The organism is Bacillus sp. 22483, assembly GCF_052044605.1.
In the GTDB taxonomy this organism is placed as follows: Bacteria; Bacillota; Bacilli; order Bacillales; family Bacillaceae; genus Bacillus; species Bacillus altitudinis.
On sequence record NZ_JBQENU010000008.1, the window covers coordinates 125,016 to 143,250 of the forward strand.

Consider the following 18,235-nt stretch of genomic DNA (forward strand, 5'->3'; position numbering starts at 1 on the left):
ATATTGAAACCTCTTTTATACATAGATCGTATATACTAGTAAATAGAAAAAAGAGTAAGAGGCTCCAATGTCATTTCATGAATTTTGTCGAATTTTCATGTATGATGATTTTAATAGGGTCCATCGCTTAATAAATAGATTTTTATTATGCTGGAGGAGTGATTGATTTGGCGATTACATTAGAAAAAGGTCAACGTATTGATTTAACAAAAGGAAAAGCAGGACTAACCAATATTCTAGTTGGACTTGGCTGGGACCCTGTGTCACAAGGCGGCGGTTTTCTTGGAAAGCTGTTTGGCGGAGGCGGCGGTGCTGATATTGATTGTGACGCTTCAGTGCTGATGCTGAAAAATGATAAGTTTGTTGAAAATAAAGATTTGATTTACTTTGGTAACTTGAAAAGCAAATGCGGCAGTGTTGAGCATACAGGTGACAACCTGACAGGTGAAGGAGACGGAGATGATGAACAAGTCCTCGTCAACTTAAGCAAGGTACCAGGCAATGTGAATAAATTGGTGTTCGTTGTGAACATTTATGATGCACTTAGAAGAAACCAACACTTTGGTATGATTCAAAATGCTTACATCCGAATTGTTGACCGTTCAAACAATCAAGAATTAGTGAAATATAATTTGAAAGATGAATATGCAGGTAAAACATCATTAATCGTTGGAGAGCTCTATCGCCACGAGAATGAGTGGAAGTTTGCAGCTGTAGGAAATGGTACAAACGATGCGAAGCTTGCCGATATTACGAGAAACTACATTTAATTAGAAGGGAGAGGTTCCTAGTGGGAATTTCTTTAGCGAAAGGTCAAAAAATTGATTTAACAAAAACGAATCCAGGTTTAACAAAAGTAGTCGTAGGTCTTGGCTGGGATGTAAACAAGTATGATGGCGGACATGACTTTGATCTAGACGCAAGCGTATTCCTTTTAGATGCAGCAGGGAAAGCAAACTCTCCATCTGACTTTGTCTTCTACAATCAAACAACTGGCGGTGGCGGAAGTATCGTACATACAGGCGATAACCGTACAGGTGAAGGAGACGGAGATGACGAGCAGGTCAATGTTGATCTTTCAACTGTACCAGCAAGTATTGAGAAAATCTCCTTCGTCATTACAATCCATGATGCAGAAGCACGCAGCCAAAACTTTGGACAGGTGTCTAACGCTTACGTCCGTATTTTAAATGCGGCATCAAATGAAGAGCTCATTCGCTATGATTTGGCAGAAGACTTTTCAATTGAAACAGCGATTATTGTAGGTGAATTATACCGTCATGGCGGAGAGTGGAAATTCTCAGCTGTTGGATCAGGCTATCAAGGCGGACTTGCCCGCATTGCAACAGACTTCGGCTTAGATATCGGGTAACGCCCGTTTTCATATTTTCAGAAGATAGGAGAGATACGAATATGGCGATTCAGCTTTCAAAAGGACAACGTGTCGATTTAACGAAAACCAATCCAGGGCTGACAAAAGTGATGATCGGACTTGGCTGGGATACGAATAAATATTCAGGCGGAGCCGAATTTGATTTGGACGCTTCGGCTTTCTTAGTAGATGCAAACAATCGTTGTCAACAAGATACAGACTTTGTGTTCTATAATAATCTGCAGCATCCAAGCGGCAGTGTTACTCATACCGGTGATAACCGTACGGGTGAAGGAGATGGAGATGACGAGCAAATTCTCGTTGATTTCTCGAAAATTCCTGCTAACATTGATCGTATCGGAATTACAGTGACGATTCATGATGCAGAGGCACGCAGCCAGAATTTTGGACAAGTCTCTAATGCATTTGTTCGTGTTGTAAATGAAGAGGGCGGGGAAGAATTGATTCGTTTTGATTTAGGGGAGGACTTCTCAATTGAAACAGCTGTCGTCGTATGCGAACTATACAGACACGGCAGCGATTGGAAGTTTAACGCAATCGGAAGCGGATTCTCTGGCGGACTTGCTGCTCTTTGTCAAAATTATGGGTTAGAAGTGTAAAGAGAAGAAACAACTTCATTCAAGAGGCGCTGCCAATGACTCATATGAGGGTATTTTCCAAAGTGAGAAAGAAACAGCGATCAAGAATAACAGCAGGCGAAAGCCTGCTGATGCTTCTACACTTATAGGAGGAAAACCAGTTGGACATTTTGAAACATATGTTGGACACGTATGCCTCGTTTTTTGATTGGCATATGTGGGCAGAGGTATTAACAGACCCTGTCTCTTGGGGGCTTATTGGGACCCTTGTCGTGCTTGAAGGTTTGTTGTCAGCGGATAACGCACTTGTATTAGCTGTAATGGTGAAACATTTACCTGAAAAGCAGCGTAAAAAGGCATTAACCTACGGATTAATTGGCGCTTATTTCTTCCGTTTTCTATTCATTGGCGTAGGGATGCTGCTTATTAAGTTTTGGTGGATTAAGGTTCTAGGCGCTGCATACTTAGCTTGGCTGGTCATTAAGCACTTCTGGTTAGGTGACGGAGATGACGAAGCGAAGGAATTGAAAAAAGAAGGCTGGATGATTCGTGTATTTGGCGTCTTCTGGGCAACTGTTATTTCTGTAGAAATTATGGACCTTGCCTTCTCGGTAGATAGTATTCTTGCTGCATTCGCTGTATCTGAGGAAGTATGGATTCTTCTTTTAGGTGGAATGCTTGGAATTCTCATGATGCGTACAGTGGCACAATTATTCCTTGTACTCATCGACCGTATACCTGAGCTTGAGAATACGGCATTTATTCTCATTGGAATTATTGCCATCAAAATGGGCTTAAGTGCTGCTCATATTGAAATCCCGCATCTCGCATTCTTTGCGATTATTATCCTAGCGTTTATCGGAACGTTTATTGTTCATAAAATCAATAAGAAGAAGCATCAAGGTGTAACAAACGAAGCTGCGGCTTCAAAAGAAGAATAGGACGATCAAAAAGGAATGGAGTTGACTAGCGGCTCCATCCTTTTTTGAATCATCAAGTCATTACAACAGGAGGTGGCACTGCATGCGATATTTTCGTTTTTTATCAGAGACGAGACAGCACGATATTTTTTTTAAGCGGCCGGCGGCAGTTCATTCATTGACGCCAAGGCATGTACTTGCGCATGCATTAGGTGCTACTTTGTATATGCCTGCGACTAGACAGGATGTAGCAGACATGCTGCTTTCGCAGAAATATGAAGCGCTTTGCTCTGTTGTGTTTTGCTTGGAGGACGCCATTGGTGATCAGGAAGTGGACATGGCTGAACAGAATATAGTGGCACAATTGACCTGCCTTTCTGAGACAATTCATCACTCTCCAGAAATAGCTGAGCATTTGCCGCTTTTATTTATTCGGGTTCGTTCGCCCAAACAGCTGCTCAAAATGGCAGATTTGCTCGGCCCCTCTCTTCATTTACTGACTGGTTTTGTGTTTCCAAAGTGCTCCGTTCACAATGCAAAGGAATATGTGGACAGTTTGAAACAGGCTTCAGCACAAACTCAGAAAACACTATACGGAATGCCCATTTTAGAAACACCAGATTTATTAGAAAAAGAAACGAGATATCAGGTGTTGTCTGAGTTAAAGCAGATCATGCTGAATGATGAGGAATATATTTTGAATATTCGCATTGGGGCAACGGATCTGTGTGGATTATACGGCATTCGCCGTGATCGCGAGACCACCATTTATGAGATCAGAGTCATTTCTGAGTTGATCACAGATATCATCAATTATTTTGGTCGTTCATTTGTGATATCAGGTGCTGTATGGGAGCATTTTGGACCGGCACGAAAAGAACAAAATCCATTCATCCGTGCAATTTCTAAGAGCGGTGAATCTTCCTCATCTGAACTCGATCATATGCAAGGTCTGCTCAAAGAGACAAAGCTGGATGTGGTAAACGGTATTCATGGCAAGACAGTCATCCATCCAACGCATCTCAAGCCAGTTCAAAGCATGTACGTTGTCACAAAGGAAGAGTACATGGATGCATTAAGTATTTTAGAGCATGCAGATGGTACAGTCGGCGTGATGAAGAGTACCTTTTCTAATAAAATGAACGAAACGAAGCCGCACTATCGCTGGGCGGAAAACATTTTAATGAAGTCAGACATTTACGGGGTGTTTCATGAAAATAGAAGCTATATCGACATACTCACAGAAGCAGAAGCCGCATACGCTGAACATCTTGGAACATATGGAGGTGGAGCTTAACCTCAAAGAAGGTACGCTTCAGCTTGAAAAAGAACATCTTTTTGACATGGCGGCACGGGTGAACAAAAAGAGAGCCTTTTTATTTGTTAGTAAGGTGCTCGGGAAACATATGCCTGTTCACCCGTTGAAACCACTCCTCGTCTCAGGTCTTTTGGCAATGGCTTATGCAAAAGAACAAACAGGCAAGACGCCCCCGCACCAAGACTGTGTAGTAGATGCTCTAAAAACGGATGATCATGCTAAGTTAATCGAAGCCTATGCAGCGCTCAAACAAGAGAAGCTGCCGGTAAGTAACGAGCCGATAGTAATCGGCTTTGCTGAAACGGCAACAGCGCTTGGTCATGGTGTGTATGACGTCATAGAAGGAGCCTCTTACATTCATACGACACGTGAACAGCTGTTGGATCTTGATCCTTCACTCGTATTTGAAGAAGAACATTCTCATGCCACGGATCAGCTTTGCTATGCAGACGGCGCCTTACTTCGTACGGATCGTCCGATTGTGCTAGTAGATGATGAGGTCACGACAGGCCGGACAAATATGAATATCATTCGGGATCTGCACGCAAAGCACCCTAGATCCTCTTATACGATTCTATCCATTTTAGATTGGAGAACAGAGGAGCACGAGGAAGCGATGCTTCAGCTTCAAGAGGAGCTGGGGGTAAATATCACATCATTATCTTTATTAAAAGGGCAGATGATGTTTCGGGGGACAACACTGGATGAGCCTACTTATTCATATGAGATTGCTGCGCAAGAGAAGAGACCTGAACTCTCTTTTCATTCTCTTCAATCCTTCTTTAAGCAAGTGCCATATTCACTTTCCCATGCAGTCAATCCGGCGGGGCATTCGCCGTATATACATGAAACAGGTCGTTTCGGTTTAAGCGCAGTGGATACGGTCGCCATTGATCAAGCAGCTGCTAAGGCTGGGCTGAAGCTCCAGCAAGAGCGAAAAGGGAAACAGACCCTTTGCTTAGGGACAGGAGAATTGATGTATGTGCCGATGAGGCTTGCAGCTCATATGGGCGAAGGTGTCCTTTTTCATTCGACGACAAGAAGTCCGATTCATCCGGTTGAAAAGGAAGGGTACGCTGTTCAAAACGGATTCGTATTTTTGAGTCCAGAGGATGCCCGCATTCAGCACTACGTGTACAATATCCCTAAAGATCAGTACGATGATGTCTTTTTGTTTTTTGAGAAAAAGGTGTCTCAAGAAGCTTTGATGCCGCTGATCCACTTATTTGCTGAGCGGCATGTGAAGCATGTGCATATTGTGACTTTATCAGATGAGGTGAAGGTGAATGGCTAACGTGTATACAAAGATGGGAAGCTATCCAGAGCAGGACGTAACCTTCTTACTCAAGGATTTATCATCGATTGAGATGGAGAAAAGTACAGAAGAGCGGGAGCGCTCTATTCAAAGCGGTGCCCATTACTCAGAAATGCTGCCAATTGAATATAAGCCGACGGCATCTTATATGGACTTATTCTATCAATCTCTTGAAGAAAGTAAGCAAAAGGTAGCGGAAGCCGTAGCGGTTGTCGCAGAACAAATTGTGAAAAAGCGAGGCTTTCAAACCGTTCTTTGCAGCTTGGCACGGGCTGGGACACCAATCGGGGTGCTCATTAAACGGTATATCAGAAAGACGTATGGTCTCGATTTGCCGCATTATAGCATCTCTATTATTCGTGACCGTGGAATAGATGAAAATGCGCTGCATTATATACTCAAAGAACATCCAGGTTTTGAGATTGCCTTTATTGACGGTTGGACCGGAAAGGGTGCTATTTCCAAAGAGCTTCAACAAGCGGTGCTTGATTTTGAACAGAAATATGGAATTCGTCTTTCGAGTGAGCTGGCTGTGCTTGCTGATCCTGGTTATTGTACGAGTGTTTACGGAACGAGAGAGGATTTCCTCATTCCAAGTGCCTGCTTGAATTCAACGGTATCTGGCCTAGTTAGTCGAACGGTGCTAAACAACCGCTGGATCCATGCCGATGATTTCCATGGGGCCAAGTATTATGAAGAGCTCATTGATGAGGATGTCTCTAATCTGTACGTTAATACAATTGAAGAAGCATTTTCTGAACTTAATGCAAATGTACAAGAGAAAGCAGAGACCCTGCTCGCACAAGGAACGCCTCCTGACTGGCGGGGGATGACCTCCATTGAAGCAATTGGTCAGGAGTTCCAAATTGACAATACGCATTTGATTAAGCCGGGCGTCGGTGAGACGACCCGTGTGCTGCTCAGAAGAGTTCCTTGGAAAATACTCATTCAGCCAGGATCTCGGGAAAAGCTCAAGCACATTTTACTACTCGCAGAGGACAGAGGCGTGCCCGTGATTGAATATGCCAACATGTCCTACACATGCTGTGGGCTCATCCGCCCGTTGGAGCAATCGTCATGAAGAACATGGCATTTGCCAGTGATTTAGACCGGACACTGATATACTCATATCGAATGCTGGAGCAGTATGCATACAAGGGAGCATACGAATTAATTGAGGTACTGGACGACCGGCCGCTTTCCTATATGTCGATTGAAACGAAAGCCTCCTTGCAGGCAATTCATCAAGCAGGCTGGTTTATCCCAGTGACGACAAGAACGACAGCACAATTTGAACGAATCACTCTCTTTCAGCAAGAGATCAAACCAGAGTATGCCGTCACAACAAACGGCGGCTGTATCCTTCATCACGGTAAGCCGCTTGAGGAGTGGCAGGCGATTGTAGATGAGAGACTGCAAGAGTGTATGCCGGTGAGAGATATGCTGCGGGCGATCTCTGAACTTCCGGTTGCCGCTTGGGTTAAACGTACTCGAACAGCTGAGGGAAGATTTCTTTATTTAATTGTGAAAGACGAGTTTCTTTCTCATATTCCGCTTGCTGAATTAAGGCTGTGGGGTGAGGAGAGAGGCTGGCAAGTTTCCCTTCAAGGCCGAAAGCTGTATTTTATTCCAAAGCCGCTCAATAAGTGGGCTGCTGTTGCTTTTCTAAAAGAAAGGCTACACCTTGAATATGTTTATGGAGCGGGCGACTCCTTGTTAGATGCTGATCTCATACGTCAAGCAGATAAAGGCTTCGCTCCGAGTCATGGGGAAGTCTTAGATGCTGAGCTATCGTTTGAACCGACGACAGCCTCTGGCATGGCGGCGGCAGACGAAATCGCCGCTTCTGTCGCAAAGAAGATGAACACAGCAAAAAAGCCTTCGATTCGATAGCAGAAGTAGAAGGCTGAATGATATGATAGTAGTAGCTTTCTAGAAAATATAGGAGAAAGGAAGGAGCGGCGTGAGTTATAAAGAAATCAACGTAACCCAGACACGGGCGAAACAGGAAGCCTGGAAAAACCTGCTGAAAAAGCCGCTCCCTGAACGAGACGGCTACGTCAAGGACGAGCACACCTTATCCTTGCCGCGTCTCGCTGCCCGCGTCCTTGGAACTCCGCATGATGCAACCGATTATTTTATTTATTTACATGAATTATACGAAACTGACGGCATGCATATTTTAAGTGAAACCCTCAACCGGCATATTGAGCCGGAGCACTTTCAAGCGCTCCAGCGGATTCATATGATCAATCAGGAAGAAAAGGGATTGTCCGTGAATCGATTTGTGGCTTTCTTAGATGGTGAACAGCTCATTGTCCGTCATCCAAACCCAGTGATGAACCGGCATATCCGCCTTTCGTTAATCCAGGTGTTTGAACATTTCAAGCAGCTGCATGAAGGGGGATTCCAGCATCCTGATTTCCGCCGTGTGCTGCTAGATGTGGTGAAGTTTTCAAATAATCATCTAGGACCATGGCTGAAGGAAGGCAATATGGAAGAAAAAATGCCAGCTGTCATTTGGTATGGAGAGGCGAATAAAAGTCAGCTTTATTTTCTTTACTATGTCATGCTGATTGGCTGTGATGTGGTGCTGTTTCATCCAGAAGGCAAGGATCAATTTCGTGAATTAGATCCAGAAGAAAAGCTGACTTTTATTGATCAGTATCCAGGGACGTCAAAGCTTGAACCGTTCCCTACTGAAAAGCCTGAGAGGAAATCAACGGTGGCGTACCGTTCGACAAGAGAGCTTGAAGAGGTACTTCACACAGAAGATTCCATGCTGTATAAGCCATGGCAATTCAGAGATCATACTCCTCATTCCATTACGCTAAAGACAACGTATGATGAGCTGTTTTTAATTGCAAAGGAACGGTCGTTTATCCGCCCGAATTTCAAAGCAGACCGTGACACCATACAGATTCCGAATCTTTTTGCGAAGATGATGGGGGTGACGAGAGACAAGCGAGAATATTGGGACCGTATTCATACGCTAATGGAGGGGAAAGAAACGAAAACGATCCGTCATTTCCCTTTCACACAAGAAGTGTCTTCGAATTATCAATTTCATTATCAGCATGCACTCTCTAAAGCAGGAGAGGTTGACCCTGATTTGGTAATGAAAAGCAATGTGTGGCAGTTCTCGCATTTATATGAGGGCACGCAACGTGCGATCGCAGAGGCCATTTCTCGCATATGTCAGCATCCGAAGCTGTTAAAAGAAGGCCATGAGACCGAATTAGATGTGCGTATTTATTTATTCAAGCAGCTTTTGCATATGAACCAAGATGTAATTGAACTCATTCAAACCTTTGATTATGCCCAGACTGTGCCGAAAGTGATTTTATACCATACGGAATATAATGGTGAGCTGACTCGTTCTGATGCGGCTGCCCTGATTTTCCTAAATGAAATGGGTGTGGATCTCTTCGTCTATCATCCCGCCGGCTATCAGTGTATAGAGCGGTATATAGACGATCAATTATTTGATACACATTGGCTTGATGAAATGGTCATGAACCAAGAGTTTAAAGAGCCGTCCATTGTGAGAAAGTTATTTCAATCCATTAAAAACCGATAAGGAGATCAAAGCTTATGACAAATACAAACGGAAATGACATCATTTCAATTGATAAAGAGGAAATCACGATTGAAAAGGCAGACGATATTCGCGTTCAGCTGCGCAATGAACCAGAAGTCCAAAACATTGCGAGACAGATTGATGCCAAAAATCAGCTTGAACTGCTTGAATACGGAAAACAGCCGGCTGTCGAAATCTCTAAGTTTTCTGACCGTATTCTCTCTATGATGCGTTCAACAAGTGTCACAGACTCAGGAACGATGCTTACACAGCTTGGAAAAATTATGGATCGTTTTGATAAAAATGATTTTGACGAGCCTAAGGGTGGTTTGTTATCAAAAATCTTTAAACGCGGCGGCAGCATGATCGAAAAGATTTTCAGCAAATATCAAACGCTCGGTGCAGAAATTGAAAAAATCAATGTGGAAATCAGTAAATACAAAGATGAAATGACCAAATCGACGGTTACGCTTGAAGAAATGTATGAGCATAACATTCAATACTATATGGAGCTTGAAAAGTATGTCGTCGCAGGGCAAATGAAGATCGAAGAATTAAAACAATTGGTTCCTTCTTATGAAGAAAAAGCGGCGGGGGGAAACCAGCTGGCACAAATGGAGTTGGATACGCTTCGTAATGGGATTCAAGCGCTTGAAGAGCGTGTATATGATCTTGATATGGCACGGATGGTGGCACTTCAAACGGCACCGCAAATCCGTTTGCTACAGCGTGGTAATACGAAATTAATCGGGAAAATTAACTCTGCCTTCATCATTACGATTCCAATTTTCAAAAATGGAATTATTCAAGCGGTGACAGTGAAGAGACAAAAGCTTGTGGCTGATTCCATGAGTGAACTGGACAGAAGAACGAATGAAATGCTGAAACGAAATGCTGAAAATATCTCAAGTCAAAGTGTTGAGATTGCTAAATTATCAGGTCGTCCAAGCATCGACATTGAAACGATCGAATCATCCTTTAATACGATTGTACAAGGGATGAAAGAGACGAAGCAGATTGAAGAAGAAAACAAACGATTACGTGAGGACGGAACAAAACGTATGCTTGAGCTTCAAGATAATATTAAGAAAGCTGCCCTAGAGTCCTAAAAAAACAGGCTGTCTGTAACGAAAGTTGCAGGCAGTTTTTTTCATGAATTTGATTAAAATTTGAGGAAAAAGGTTTTTATGTGACCTTTTTCGGGTAAATCCTGTTCAGGGGCATGGTTCACCCATGAAAGAAAAAGTCCGCTATCACAAGGATTCGACTTATTTTTTAGCACAATAAGGAATTTCCAGTAAAATATTGTCTGGTGAGAGAAAATACCCCGTAAAATATGTAGTTTATGAAGCATTCTATAGGATTTACGAGTAATACGGCGTATAAACTGTAATCACCAGACCTCTATATGGAATTCATACATATTGTACGGAAATAAGCGAATTCTAAAGATTGTTCGCATCATAACGCTTATGTTACGGTTATAAAGATGCTAATTTGGAGGGAAAAAATGAATTCTGAAGAGAGAAAGATCAAAATCAAGATAAATAATGTATCTAAAATTTTCGGTAAAAATGCTAAAAAAGCATCTCAAATGCTTGAAAAAGGGAAGACAAAGAGAGACATCCTAAAAGAGACCGGCGCAACAGTTGGTGTCAATCGAGCAAATTTTGATGTGTATGACGGCGAGATATTTGTCATCATGGGGCTATCAGGGAGCGGAAAGTCCACACTTGTGCGGCTGCTAAATAGGTTAATCGAACCAACCTCCGGCGAAATTTATATTGATGGGGATATGATAACAAATATGTCAAAGGATCAATTGCGTGAAGTCAGACGGAAAAAGATCAGCATGGTCTTCCAAAACTTCGCATTGTTCCCGCATCGTACCATTCTGGAGAATACAGAATACGGGCTTGAATTGCAAGGTGTAGAAAAAGAACAGCGCCGCTCTAAAGCGCTTGAATCTTTAAAGCTTGTTGGACTTGAAGGTTTTGAAGAGCAGTACCCAAATCAATTAAGTGGCGGTATGCAGCAGCGTGTTGGATTGGCACGTGCACTAGCTAATGACCCTGATATTTTGTTAATGGATGAAGCATTCAGCGCACTAGATCCATTAATTCGTAAAGACATGCAGGATGAATTGCTTGAGCTTCATACGTCTGTAGGAAAAACAATTATTTTCATCACGCATGATTTAGATGAAGCGCTTCGTATTGGCGACCGCATTGTCCTCATGAAAGACGGGAATATCGTTCAAATCGGAACACCAGAAGAAATTCTGATGAACCCATCGAACGAGTATGTTGAACGTTTCGTTGAAGATGTAGACCTTTCTAAAGTATTAACCGCTGGTCATATTATGAAACGTGCAGAAACAGTTCAGATTGATAAAGGGGCACGTGTTGCGCTCACACTCATGAAGAACCTTGGTATTTCGTCTATCTATGCAGTAGATAAGAAAAAGCATTTATTAGGTGTTATTTCTGCACAAGCAGCGAAAAAAGCGGCAGAAACGGGTGCGTCGCTAGAAACTGTTCTTGATAAAGAATTTACGACAGTATTGGAATCAACGTATTTAACAGAGATCTTTGACGCGGTGTCTGATGCGAACATTCCAATTGCCGTTGTAGATGAGAAAAACAGAATGAAGGGTATTGTGGTCAGAGGTGCATTGATTGGTGCATTATCAGGTAATGATGAATATATCAACATGTCTTCTAACAAGCTAGAGGAAATTAAAGCACAAGAGCCTTCTGCACAGGAGGTAGAATAAGATGTTTAGTATGAGTGATTTACCTAGAATTCCGTTCGCGGATTATATCGATCAATTTGTTGACTGGTTAACATTAACCTTTGGTGGTTTCTTTGATGGCATCACAAATGGATTAGCTGGAACAGTAAATGGTATTGTAGCTGCACTTGGCGTCATTCCATCCATTATTTTAACGCTTATCTTTGCCGGCATTGCTTGGTGGATCAGTACAAGAGGAGTTGCTCTTTTCACACTTATTGGATTCTTACTGATCGACTATTTAGGCTACTGGCAGCCAATGCTGCAAACACTTGCGCTCGTTCTGACAGCTGTGGTCATTTCTATCGTGATCGGGGTTCCGATCGGTATTTGGGCATCACAGAAGGAAACAGTGCGTAAAATTGTCACACCTATTTTAGACTTAATGCAGACAATGCCTGCATTCGTTTACCTTTTACCAGCGATCTTCTTCTTTAACATCGGAGTAGTACCTGGCGTTGTGGCATCGGTTATTTTCTCTATGCCGCCAACGATTCGTATGACCATTCTCGGGATTAAACAAGTACCATCTGATTTAATTGAAGCAACAGAAGCTTTTGGTTCAACGACATTCCAGCGTTTGTTCAAAGTTCAGCTTCCACTTGCTACAAAAACCATCTTAGCTGGGATTAACCAAAGTATCATGCTTGCTCTATCCATGGTCGTCATTGCGGCAATGGTTGGTGCACCAGGACTTGGTTCGGAAGTATATAGTGCAGTAACGCAGCTGAAAACAGGGATTGGTTTTGAAGCTGGTATTGCCATTGTTATCGTAGCGATTACACTGGATCGTATTACACAAAACATTAAAACGAAAAAAACCAGGGGGAATGCTTAATGTGGAAAAAGTCTCTCTACATTGGGATGACCGCCCTGCTCGTCTTTTTACTAGCGGCTTGTGGTGCACAATCAGATTCAAATGCAAGTGCAGCACAGCAGGTCAATAAAACGATTATCGGGATTGATCCGGGTTCAGGTATTATGGCCTTAACCGATCAAGCGAAAAAGGATTACGGTTTAGAGGATTGGACGGTTGTATCTGCCTCAAGTGCAGCGATGACAGCGACATTGAAGAAATCGTATGACCGTAAAAAACCGATTATCATCACTGGCTGGAATCCTCACTGGATGTTTTCCCGCTACGATTTGAAATATTTGGATGATCCGAAAAAATCATATGGTGATGAAGAAGAAATTCACACCATTTCTCGTAAAGGATTTGCGAAGGATCAGCCGGAAGCAGCCAAAATGCTCAGTCAGTTTAAATGGTCTCAAGATGACATGGGTGAAGTGATGCTTGATATTCAGGATGGCGTCAAACCAAAGGATGCTGCTGTTAAATATGTGAAAAAGCATAAAGATCAAGTAGCGAAATGGACAAAAGGCGTGAAAAAGTCAAACGGTGACAAAATCAATCTTGCCTACGTTGCGTGGGATAGTGAGATTGCAAGTACCAATGTGGCCGCAGAGGTATTGCGTGAACTTGGCTTTAAAGTGACCTTGACTCAGGTTGAAGCGGGCCCAATGTGGACAGCAATTGCAACCGGAAGTGCTGATGCATCATTATCTGCATGGCTTCCAAATACGCATAAAACGTATGCAGCGAAGTTTAAAGGAAAATATGATGATCTCGGTACAAGTATGAAGGGTCTTCGCATGGGTCTCGTTGTTCCGACTTATATGAAAAACGTCAACTCGATCGAAGATTTGAAAAAATAGCCAATTGTATAACAGTTCCCTTATAATAGAAGGGAGCATATGGAAAAAGCAGTCTGCTCAAAAAGCGACTGCTTTTTCTTATATATAAGGATGGTGGATGAGTTGTCGATGGTGGAAAAACCAATGATGATTTTCCTGCACGGTGGAGGCGTAAGCAGCTGGATGTGGCAGGAGCATATGGAAATATTCAAGGAAACGTATGAATGCTATACCCCTGATTTTATCGGACACGGGACAAGAGCAAATGAAACGTCGTTTTCCATGCGAGGAAGTGCTCTTGAAATCATTTCATGGATAAAGGAGCATGCACATGGTCGTACAGTCATTCTAATTGGCTTCTCTCTAGGTGCACAGGTAGCCGTTGATGTGTTATCGAGAGAGCCAGACATCGCAGACATCGCCATCATCAATAGCGCCCTTGTGTTGCCATTACCATGGCTCTATTTGATGGTAAGGCCCATTTTACCTCTTACATATCCGTTATTAAAGAAAGATTGGTTCATCCAGCTGCAAGCAGAGAAGATGGGACTTCCAAACGATGTATTGGATCATTATGCAGCGGATTCCAAACAATTGCAGAAGAAGACGTTGCTTACGATGTTTCAAGAAAATCTTCATTACAAGCTCCCAGACACATTTCAACAAGCGAAGGCACGGATTCTTGTGACAGTGGGAGAAAAGGAAAAGGGCATTATGACTAGGTCAGCAGAAAAAATCACGAATGCACACCCGAATGCAGCGGGGGTCATCGTTCCTGACATTGGACATACGTTTACTTTTGAAAAGAAAGAACTTTTTGTCGACATGATCAAAAGCTTTATAGAAGAGCGTGCGTTACCAGCGGAATTAAAGGAAATAAGGAAGCTAGGCCATTTAGAAAGTGAAGATGAGCATAAAAGGGGCAGGCATGTATAAGACACTGTATGATATAGGTATAAAACGCTTACAGATGAGTTGGTGTATGGATGGAAGCTCGTAAGTGAGCCATGAAGGAGGAAGCATGAGTAAAAACTATATCATATTTGGTGCGAGTCAAGGATTAGGGGATGCCTTTGTAAAAGGTCTTCCTTCAAGTGGAGATACAGTATGGATTGTGTCACGAAGTGAACCAAGCAGTTTGAATATAGATGACGGAGTGCGTAGAATCTGGCTGAAGATCGATTTATCAAGCCAAACCCATATCCCTTTTATGCTCGAAGCATTGAAGGATCAGACAATTGATGTACTCATTTATAACGTCGGTTTATGGGAGAAACGCGGCTTTGAAGATGATTATTCTTTCGATCATGATCAACCGGAGGATATCGCTCATTTAATCAATGTGAACGTTACCTCAACGATTGCCTACATCCAAGCTCTGCTTCCGCACGTAAGGACATCTGAGAATGGAAAGATCATCGTCATTGGTTCTACTGCGGGACTTGACCATACGAATTTGCCTCAGGTTTCTTTTGTTGCTTCTAAATTTGGGCTTCGTGGTATTGTGAACGCACTAAGAGAGCACGTAAGGAAAGATAAAATATCCGTTACCTGTATCAATCCAGGAGAGTTGGCGGCAGAAGTTCCGTACGAAGATGGCGCTGAAAAAGCCATTGCTCTGTATGATGAAACGAGAATACCTGTACAAGATATTGTCGAGCTGGCAAGATGTGTCATCCATCTATCAAGGGTGTCCTGTGTGAAAGAAATCAATGTACCGGCAATGACAGATGTGAATGCGTAAAATAAAGGAGACCACCCGCTTCAGAAAAGACGGGTGGTTTTTTTATTTTACGATGAATGCTGTTGAAGTGTTTCGTATACAGCTTCCGTCAAAATCTCAATACCGGTAAAAATGGCAGAGCGGTCAAATGTCATATAAGGGTGGTGTAGCCCTGGTTTTAAATCACAGCCTAAACCGAGCATCGTCGATTTAATATGCGGAACCTTTGCTGCATAAAAATGAAAGTCCTCTCCGCCTGTCGTCACGATCGGTGGATCGAGCTGTTCTTTGCCTAGCACTTGCTCTATGGCATGTGACATGATCTCCACAGCTTCTTCATTTAATGTCGCAGCTGGAAGACGATGATCAGTTGAAAGTGTGATAGAGGCGCCAAAAGCATCCGCTACAGAATGGCATGCTCTTTCAATTTCCTTTTCTAATTCATCCATCACTTCATTTGTCTGTGCCCGAACGTCGAGTGTAAAAGAGGCCTTGCCAGGTATGATGTTGGAGCTGCCGCCGCCTGCATTTAAATTGGTCATTTTCACAGAATGGGCGACTCGTGGATCGACATGGATATGTGCCAGTCTCTGCACAAGCGTAGATGCAACTTCAATGACGTTGACCCCAAGATGCGGGCGTGCACCGTGAGCTTCCTCCCCTAGAATGGTCCCGACGTAATGATTACTTGATCCGTGCAAAATGGCAGGAGCGCAGCGTCCGTTTAAGGTTTCTTGAATTGGGCGCACATGTACCCCGTATAAATAATCGACGCCAGCTAACACACCTTTTTCGATCATCTTTAAAGCGCCGCCGCCTCTTTCTTCGGCAGGCTGAAAAATGAATCGGATCGTGCCACTTGGAAGTTCTTTTTCTTTCAATGCCATGAATGTCCCAAGTGCCATCGTCATATGAGCATCGTGTCCGCATGAATGGTTGGCTTGAAATACGCCATCTACTTCCTGCCACAATGCGTCAATATCGGCTCTCACAGCGACTACTGGTGCGCCTTCCCCAATTTCACCGATCACCCCTGTACAGTCTTCAAATGTTCTCGTTTTACAGCCTGCTTTCTTTAATAGATCTTCAATATAAGCCGTCGTATTTGTCTCTTCCCAGCTGATTTCTGGATGGGCGTGCAGATGTTCAAAGATGTCTGTCACGGTTTGTTTCATCTCGTTTGTCAAAGTTGTCATGAGAAGCCTCCTTGCTGACAGATAATCTGCCAAAACATTCTTTTAGTGAAATAATATTGATCTTAAATATCATCAGTGTTTATAATATAACACATCATTTGATTATTCAGAAAATTAAGTGAAATTCCGATCGGGACAAAGGGGTTTTGACAGATGAAAACAGCGACAGTATCAGCACCTGAGAAACAAAAAAGAAAACTTCAGATGCCGGATGCGTATGTACTCTTATTTATGATTGCTTTAATTTGTACGATCGCAACGTATTTTGTACCAGCCGGTGAATTTGATCGGAAAACGTCAGGAGAGATCACAACAGCTGTTCCTGGCAGTTATCACCGTATTGATCAATCACCAGTTAGTCCGGTTGGTTTTTTTACAGCGATTCAAGAAGGGATGGTGGGTTCATCCTCTATTATTTTTCTGATTCTTTTTACTGGCGGAACCATTGCAATTTTGGAAAAGACAGGTGCCATTAACGGGATGATTCACAATGTCATCAGCCGGTTCCAAACGAAACAGCTATTGTTTATTTGTATTGTTGGCGGATTGTTTTCTGTACTTGGGACGACCGGAATTGTGGTGAACTCGGTCATTGGCTTTATTCCTATTGGGATCATTGTGGCACGTTCTTTAAAGTGGGATGCAGTGGCGGGAGCGGCGGTTATTTACATCGGCTGTTATGCAGGTTTTAACGCAACCATTTTGTCTCCATCTCCACTAGGTTTATCACAAACGATTGCAGAACTGCCGATTTTTTCTGGTATTGGGCTGCGTGTCATCATTTATCTTTGTTTTCTTCTATCTAGTATTGTGTACATCTATTTATATACAAAACGCTTGAAAAATAAAGAAAAGGGAAGCCTGCTTGGTGACGAGTGGTTTCCAGCTAAAGGGCTAGGAGGAGCTGATGCGGAATCTGTGGACAAACCTGAATTCACCGGTAGACATAAGCTGATTTTAGCGGTATGCGGTTTGTCGCTTGGGGGGTTCTTATATGGTGCGCTTCAGCTTGGCTGGACCGATAAGGAAATGGCTGGTGTGTTCATTTTCATGGCCATTGCTGCTGGACTGCTTGGGGGATTAGCTGCCAATGATATTGCAAAAACGTTTATTGTCGGCTGTCAAAGCCTTGTATACGGCGCACTCATTGTCGGCATGGCACGCTGCATTTCAGTCATTTTGGAAAACGGCAAGCTGCTTGATACTGTGGTGAATGGGCTTGCGAGTATGCTGACAGGGTTTAGTCCAATCGCTGGTGCGATCGGCATGTATATCGCCAGTGCGCTCCTTCACTTTTTAATTTCATCAGGATCAGGAGAAGCGGTTGTCTTTATACCGATTCTTGCGCCGCTTGCTGATTTAATGGGTATCACGAGACAAGTAGCGGTAGAAGCAGTGATGCTCGGTGAAGGGGTGGTCAACTGTGTGAATCCGACTTCAGGTGTGTTGATGGCTGTCTTGGCTGCAAGTGGGATTCCATACGTGAAATGGCTGCGTTTTATGGTGCCGCTTGCGCTCATTTGGTTCGTCATCGGCCTTGTCTTTATTTGTATCGGTGTCATGATCAATTGGGGACCTTATTAAATAAGAGAGAAGCTGCCAAAGAGTGTTTGGCGGCTTTTTTCTTATGAGAACATGTATGGGGACAGCGGTTTAAAACCACAATAAGAGTGTTCACAAAATGGCTACATTATTTTTTTGAGCAATCCCCTTGCAAAAG

Annotated in this window: 17 protein-coding genes; 16 read left to right on the forward strand and 1 reads right to left on the reverse strand. The window is 43.0% G+C overall.

What is annotated here, in order from left to right:
* The first annotated feature begins 167 nt into the window (after nucleotides 1–167).
* From ACTJJQ_RS13410 to ACTJJQ_RS13480, 15 genes are all read left to right on the forward strand, one after another.
* Entirely contained in the window at nucleotides 168–770 is a 603-nt protein-coding gene (locus tag ACTJJQ_RS13410) for a TerD family protein (protein WP_017358594.1), read from the forward strand.
* Nucleotides 771–790: 20 nt separating this feature from the next.
* The gene (locus tag ACTJJQ_RS13415; RefSeq protein ID WP_008342133.1) at nucleotides 791–1,372 is read left to right on the forward strand and encodes a TerD family protein; all 582 of its coding nucleotides are present in this window, start codon (nucleotides 791–793) and stop codon (nucleotides 1,370–1,372) included.
* Between the two features lie 41 nt (nucleotides 1,373–1,413).
* Nucleotides 1,414–1,992 (forward strand): TerD family protein, encoded by a 579-nt coding sequence (locus tag ACTJJQ_RS13420; RefSeq protein ID WP_007498343.1) that lies wholly within the window; start codon nucleotides 1,414–1,416, stop codon nucleotides 1,990–1,992.
* Nucleotides 1,993–2,132: 140 nt separating this feature from the next.
* Nucleotides 2,133–2,912: a TerC family protein gene (locus ACTJJQ_RS13425; RefSeq protein ID WP_008342130.1), complete on the forward strand. Its 780-nt coding sequence runs from the start codon at nucleotides 2,133–2,135 to the stop codon at nucleotides 2,910–2,912.
* A gap of 82 nt (nucleotides 2,913–2,994) precedes the next feature.
* Complete coding sequence (locus ACTJJQ_RS13430; RefSeq protein WP_417901070.1) at nucleotides 2,995–4,188, forward strand: HpcH/HpaI aldolase/citrate lyase family protein; 1,194 nt, start codon at nucleotides 2,995–2,997, stop codon at nucleotides 4,186–4,188.
* Nucleotides 4,172–5,503: a phosphoribosyltransferase family protein gene (locus ACTJJQ_RS13435; RefSeq protein WP_440600288.1), complete on the forward strand. Its 1,332-nt coding sequence runs from the start codon at nucleotides 4,172–4,174 to the stop codon at nucleotides 5,501–5,503. The genes ACTJJQ_RS13430 and ACTJJQ_RS13435 overlap by 17 nt, the downstream gene beginning before the upstream one ends.
* The gene (locus ACTJJQ_RS13440) at nucleotides 5,496–6,605 is read left to right on the forward strand and encodes a cysteine protease StiP family protein (protein ID WP_007498339.1); all 1,110 of its coding nucleotides are present in this window, start codon (nucleotides 5,496–5,498) and stop codon (nucleotides 6,603–6,605) included. The genes ACTJJQ_RS13435 and ACTJJQ_RS13440 overlap by 8 nt, the downstream gene beginning before the upstream one ends.
* Entirely contained in the window at nucleotides 6,602–7,417 is an 816-nt protein-coding gene (locus ACTJJQ_RS13445; protein WP_440600277.1) for an HAD family hydrolase, read from the forward strand. Before ACTJJQ_RS13440 ends, ACTJJQ_RS13445 begins: the two co-directional genes overlap by 4 nt.
* Nucleotides 7,418–7,487: 70 nt before the next feature.
* Nucleotides 7,488–9,104, forward strand: coding sequence for a YceG family protein (locus ACTJJQ_RS13450; protein ID WP_050826904.1), 1,617 nt, complete (start codon nucleotides 7,488–7,490; stop codon nucleotides 9,102–9,104).
* A gap of 14 nt (nucleotides 9,105–9,118) precedes the next feature.
* Nucleotides 9,119–10,213 carry a toxic anion resistance protein gene (locus tag ACTJJQ_RS13455; RefSeq protein WP_025206695.1) on the forward strand — a complete coding sequence of 365 codons (1,095 nt, stop codon included), beginning with the start codon at nucleotides 9,119–9,121 and terminating at the stop codon, nucleotides 10,211–10,213.
* A gap of 401 nt (nucleotides 10,214–10,614) precedes the next feature.
* Entirely contained in the window at nucleotides 10,615–11,880 is a 1,266-nt protein-coding gene (gene opuAA, locus ACTJJQ_RS13460; protein WP_343489057.1) for a glycine/proline betaine ABC transporter ATP-binding protein OpuAA, read from the forward strand.
* A gap of 10 nt (nucleotides 11,881–11,890) precedes the next feature.
* Nucleotides 11,891–12,736, forward strand: a complete 846-nt coding sequence (opuAB, locus tag ACTJJQ_RS13465; protein ID WP_024718999.1) for a glycine/proline betaine ABC transporter permease subunit OpuAB — start codon at nucleotides 11,891–11,893, stop codon at nucleotides 12,734–12,736.
* On the forward strand, nucleotides 12,736–13,617 hold the full coding sequence (locus tag ACTJJQ_RS13470) for a glycine betaine ABC transporter substrate-binding protein (RefSeq protein ID WP_008342122.1): 882 nt from the start codon (nucleotides 12,736–12,738) through the stop codon (nucleotides 13,615–13,617). Before opuAB ends, ACTJJQ_RS13470 begins: the two co-directional genes overlap by 1 nt.
* A 108-nt stretch (nucleotides 13,618–13,725) precedes the next feature.
* A complete protein-coding gene (locus ACTJJQ_RS13475; protein WP_440600289.1) occupies nucleotides 13,726–14,532 on the forward strand; it encodes an alpha/beta fold hydrolase in 807 nt (268 codons plus the stop codon).
* A gap of 85 nt (nucleotides 14,533–14,617) precedes the next feature.
* Nucleotides 14,618–15,340, forward strand: coding sequence for an SDR family NAD(P)-dependent oxidoreductase (locus ACTJJQ_RS13480; protein ID WP_242731499.1), 723 nt, complete (start codon nucleotides 14,618–14,620; stop codon nucleotides 15,338–15,340).
* Nucleotides 15,341–15,387: 47 nt separating this feature from the next.
* Here the strand turns inward: ACTJJQ_RS13480 and ACTJJQ_RS13485 are convergent, their stop codons facing one another.
* Nucleotides 15,388–16,515 carry a M20 peptidase aminoacylase family protein gene (locus ACTJJQ_RS13485; protein WP_440600278.1) on the reverse strand — a complete coding sequence of 376 codons (1,128 nt, stop codon included), beginning with the start codon at nucleotides 16,513–16,515 and terminating at the stop codon, nucleotides 15,388–15,390.
* Between the two features lie 153 nt (nucleotides 16,516–16,668).
* Between ACTJJQ_RS13485 and ACTJJQ_RS13490 the strand changes: the two genes are divergently transcribed.
* Nucleotides 16,669–18,099 (forward strand): YfcC family protein, encoded by a 1,431-nt coding sequence (locus tag ACTJJQ_RS13490; RefSeq protein ID WP_007498311.1) that lies wholly within the window; start codon nucleotides 16,669–16,671, stop codon nucleotides 18,097–18,099.
* Nucleotides 18,100–18,235: the final 136 nt, after the last annotated feature.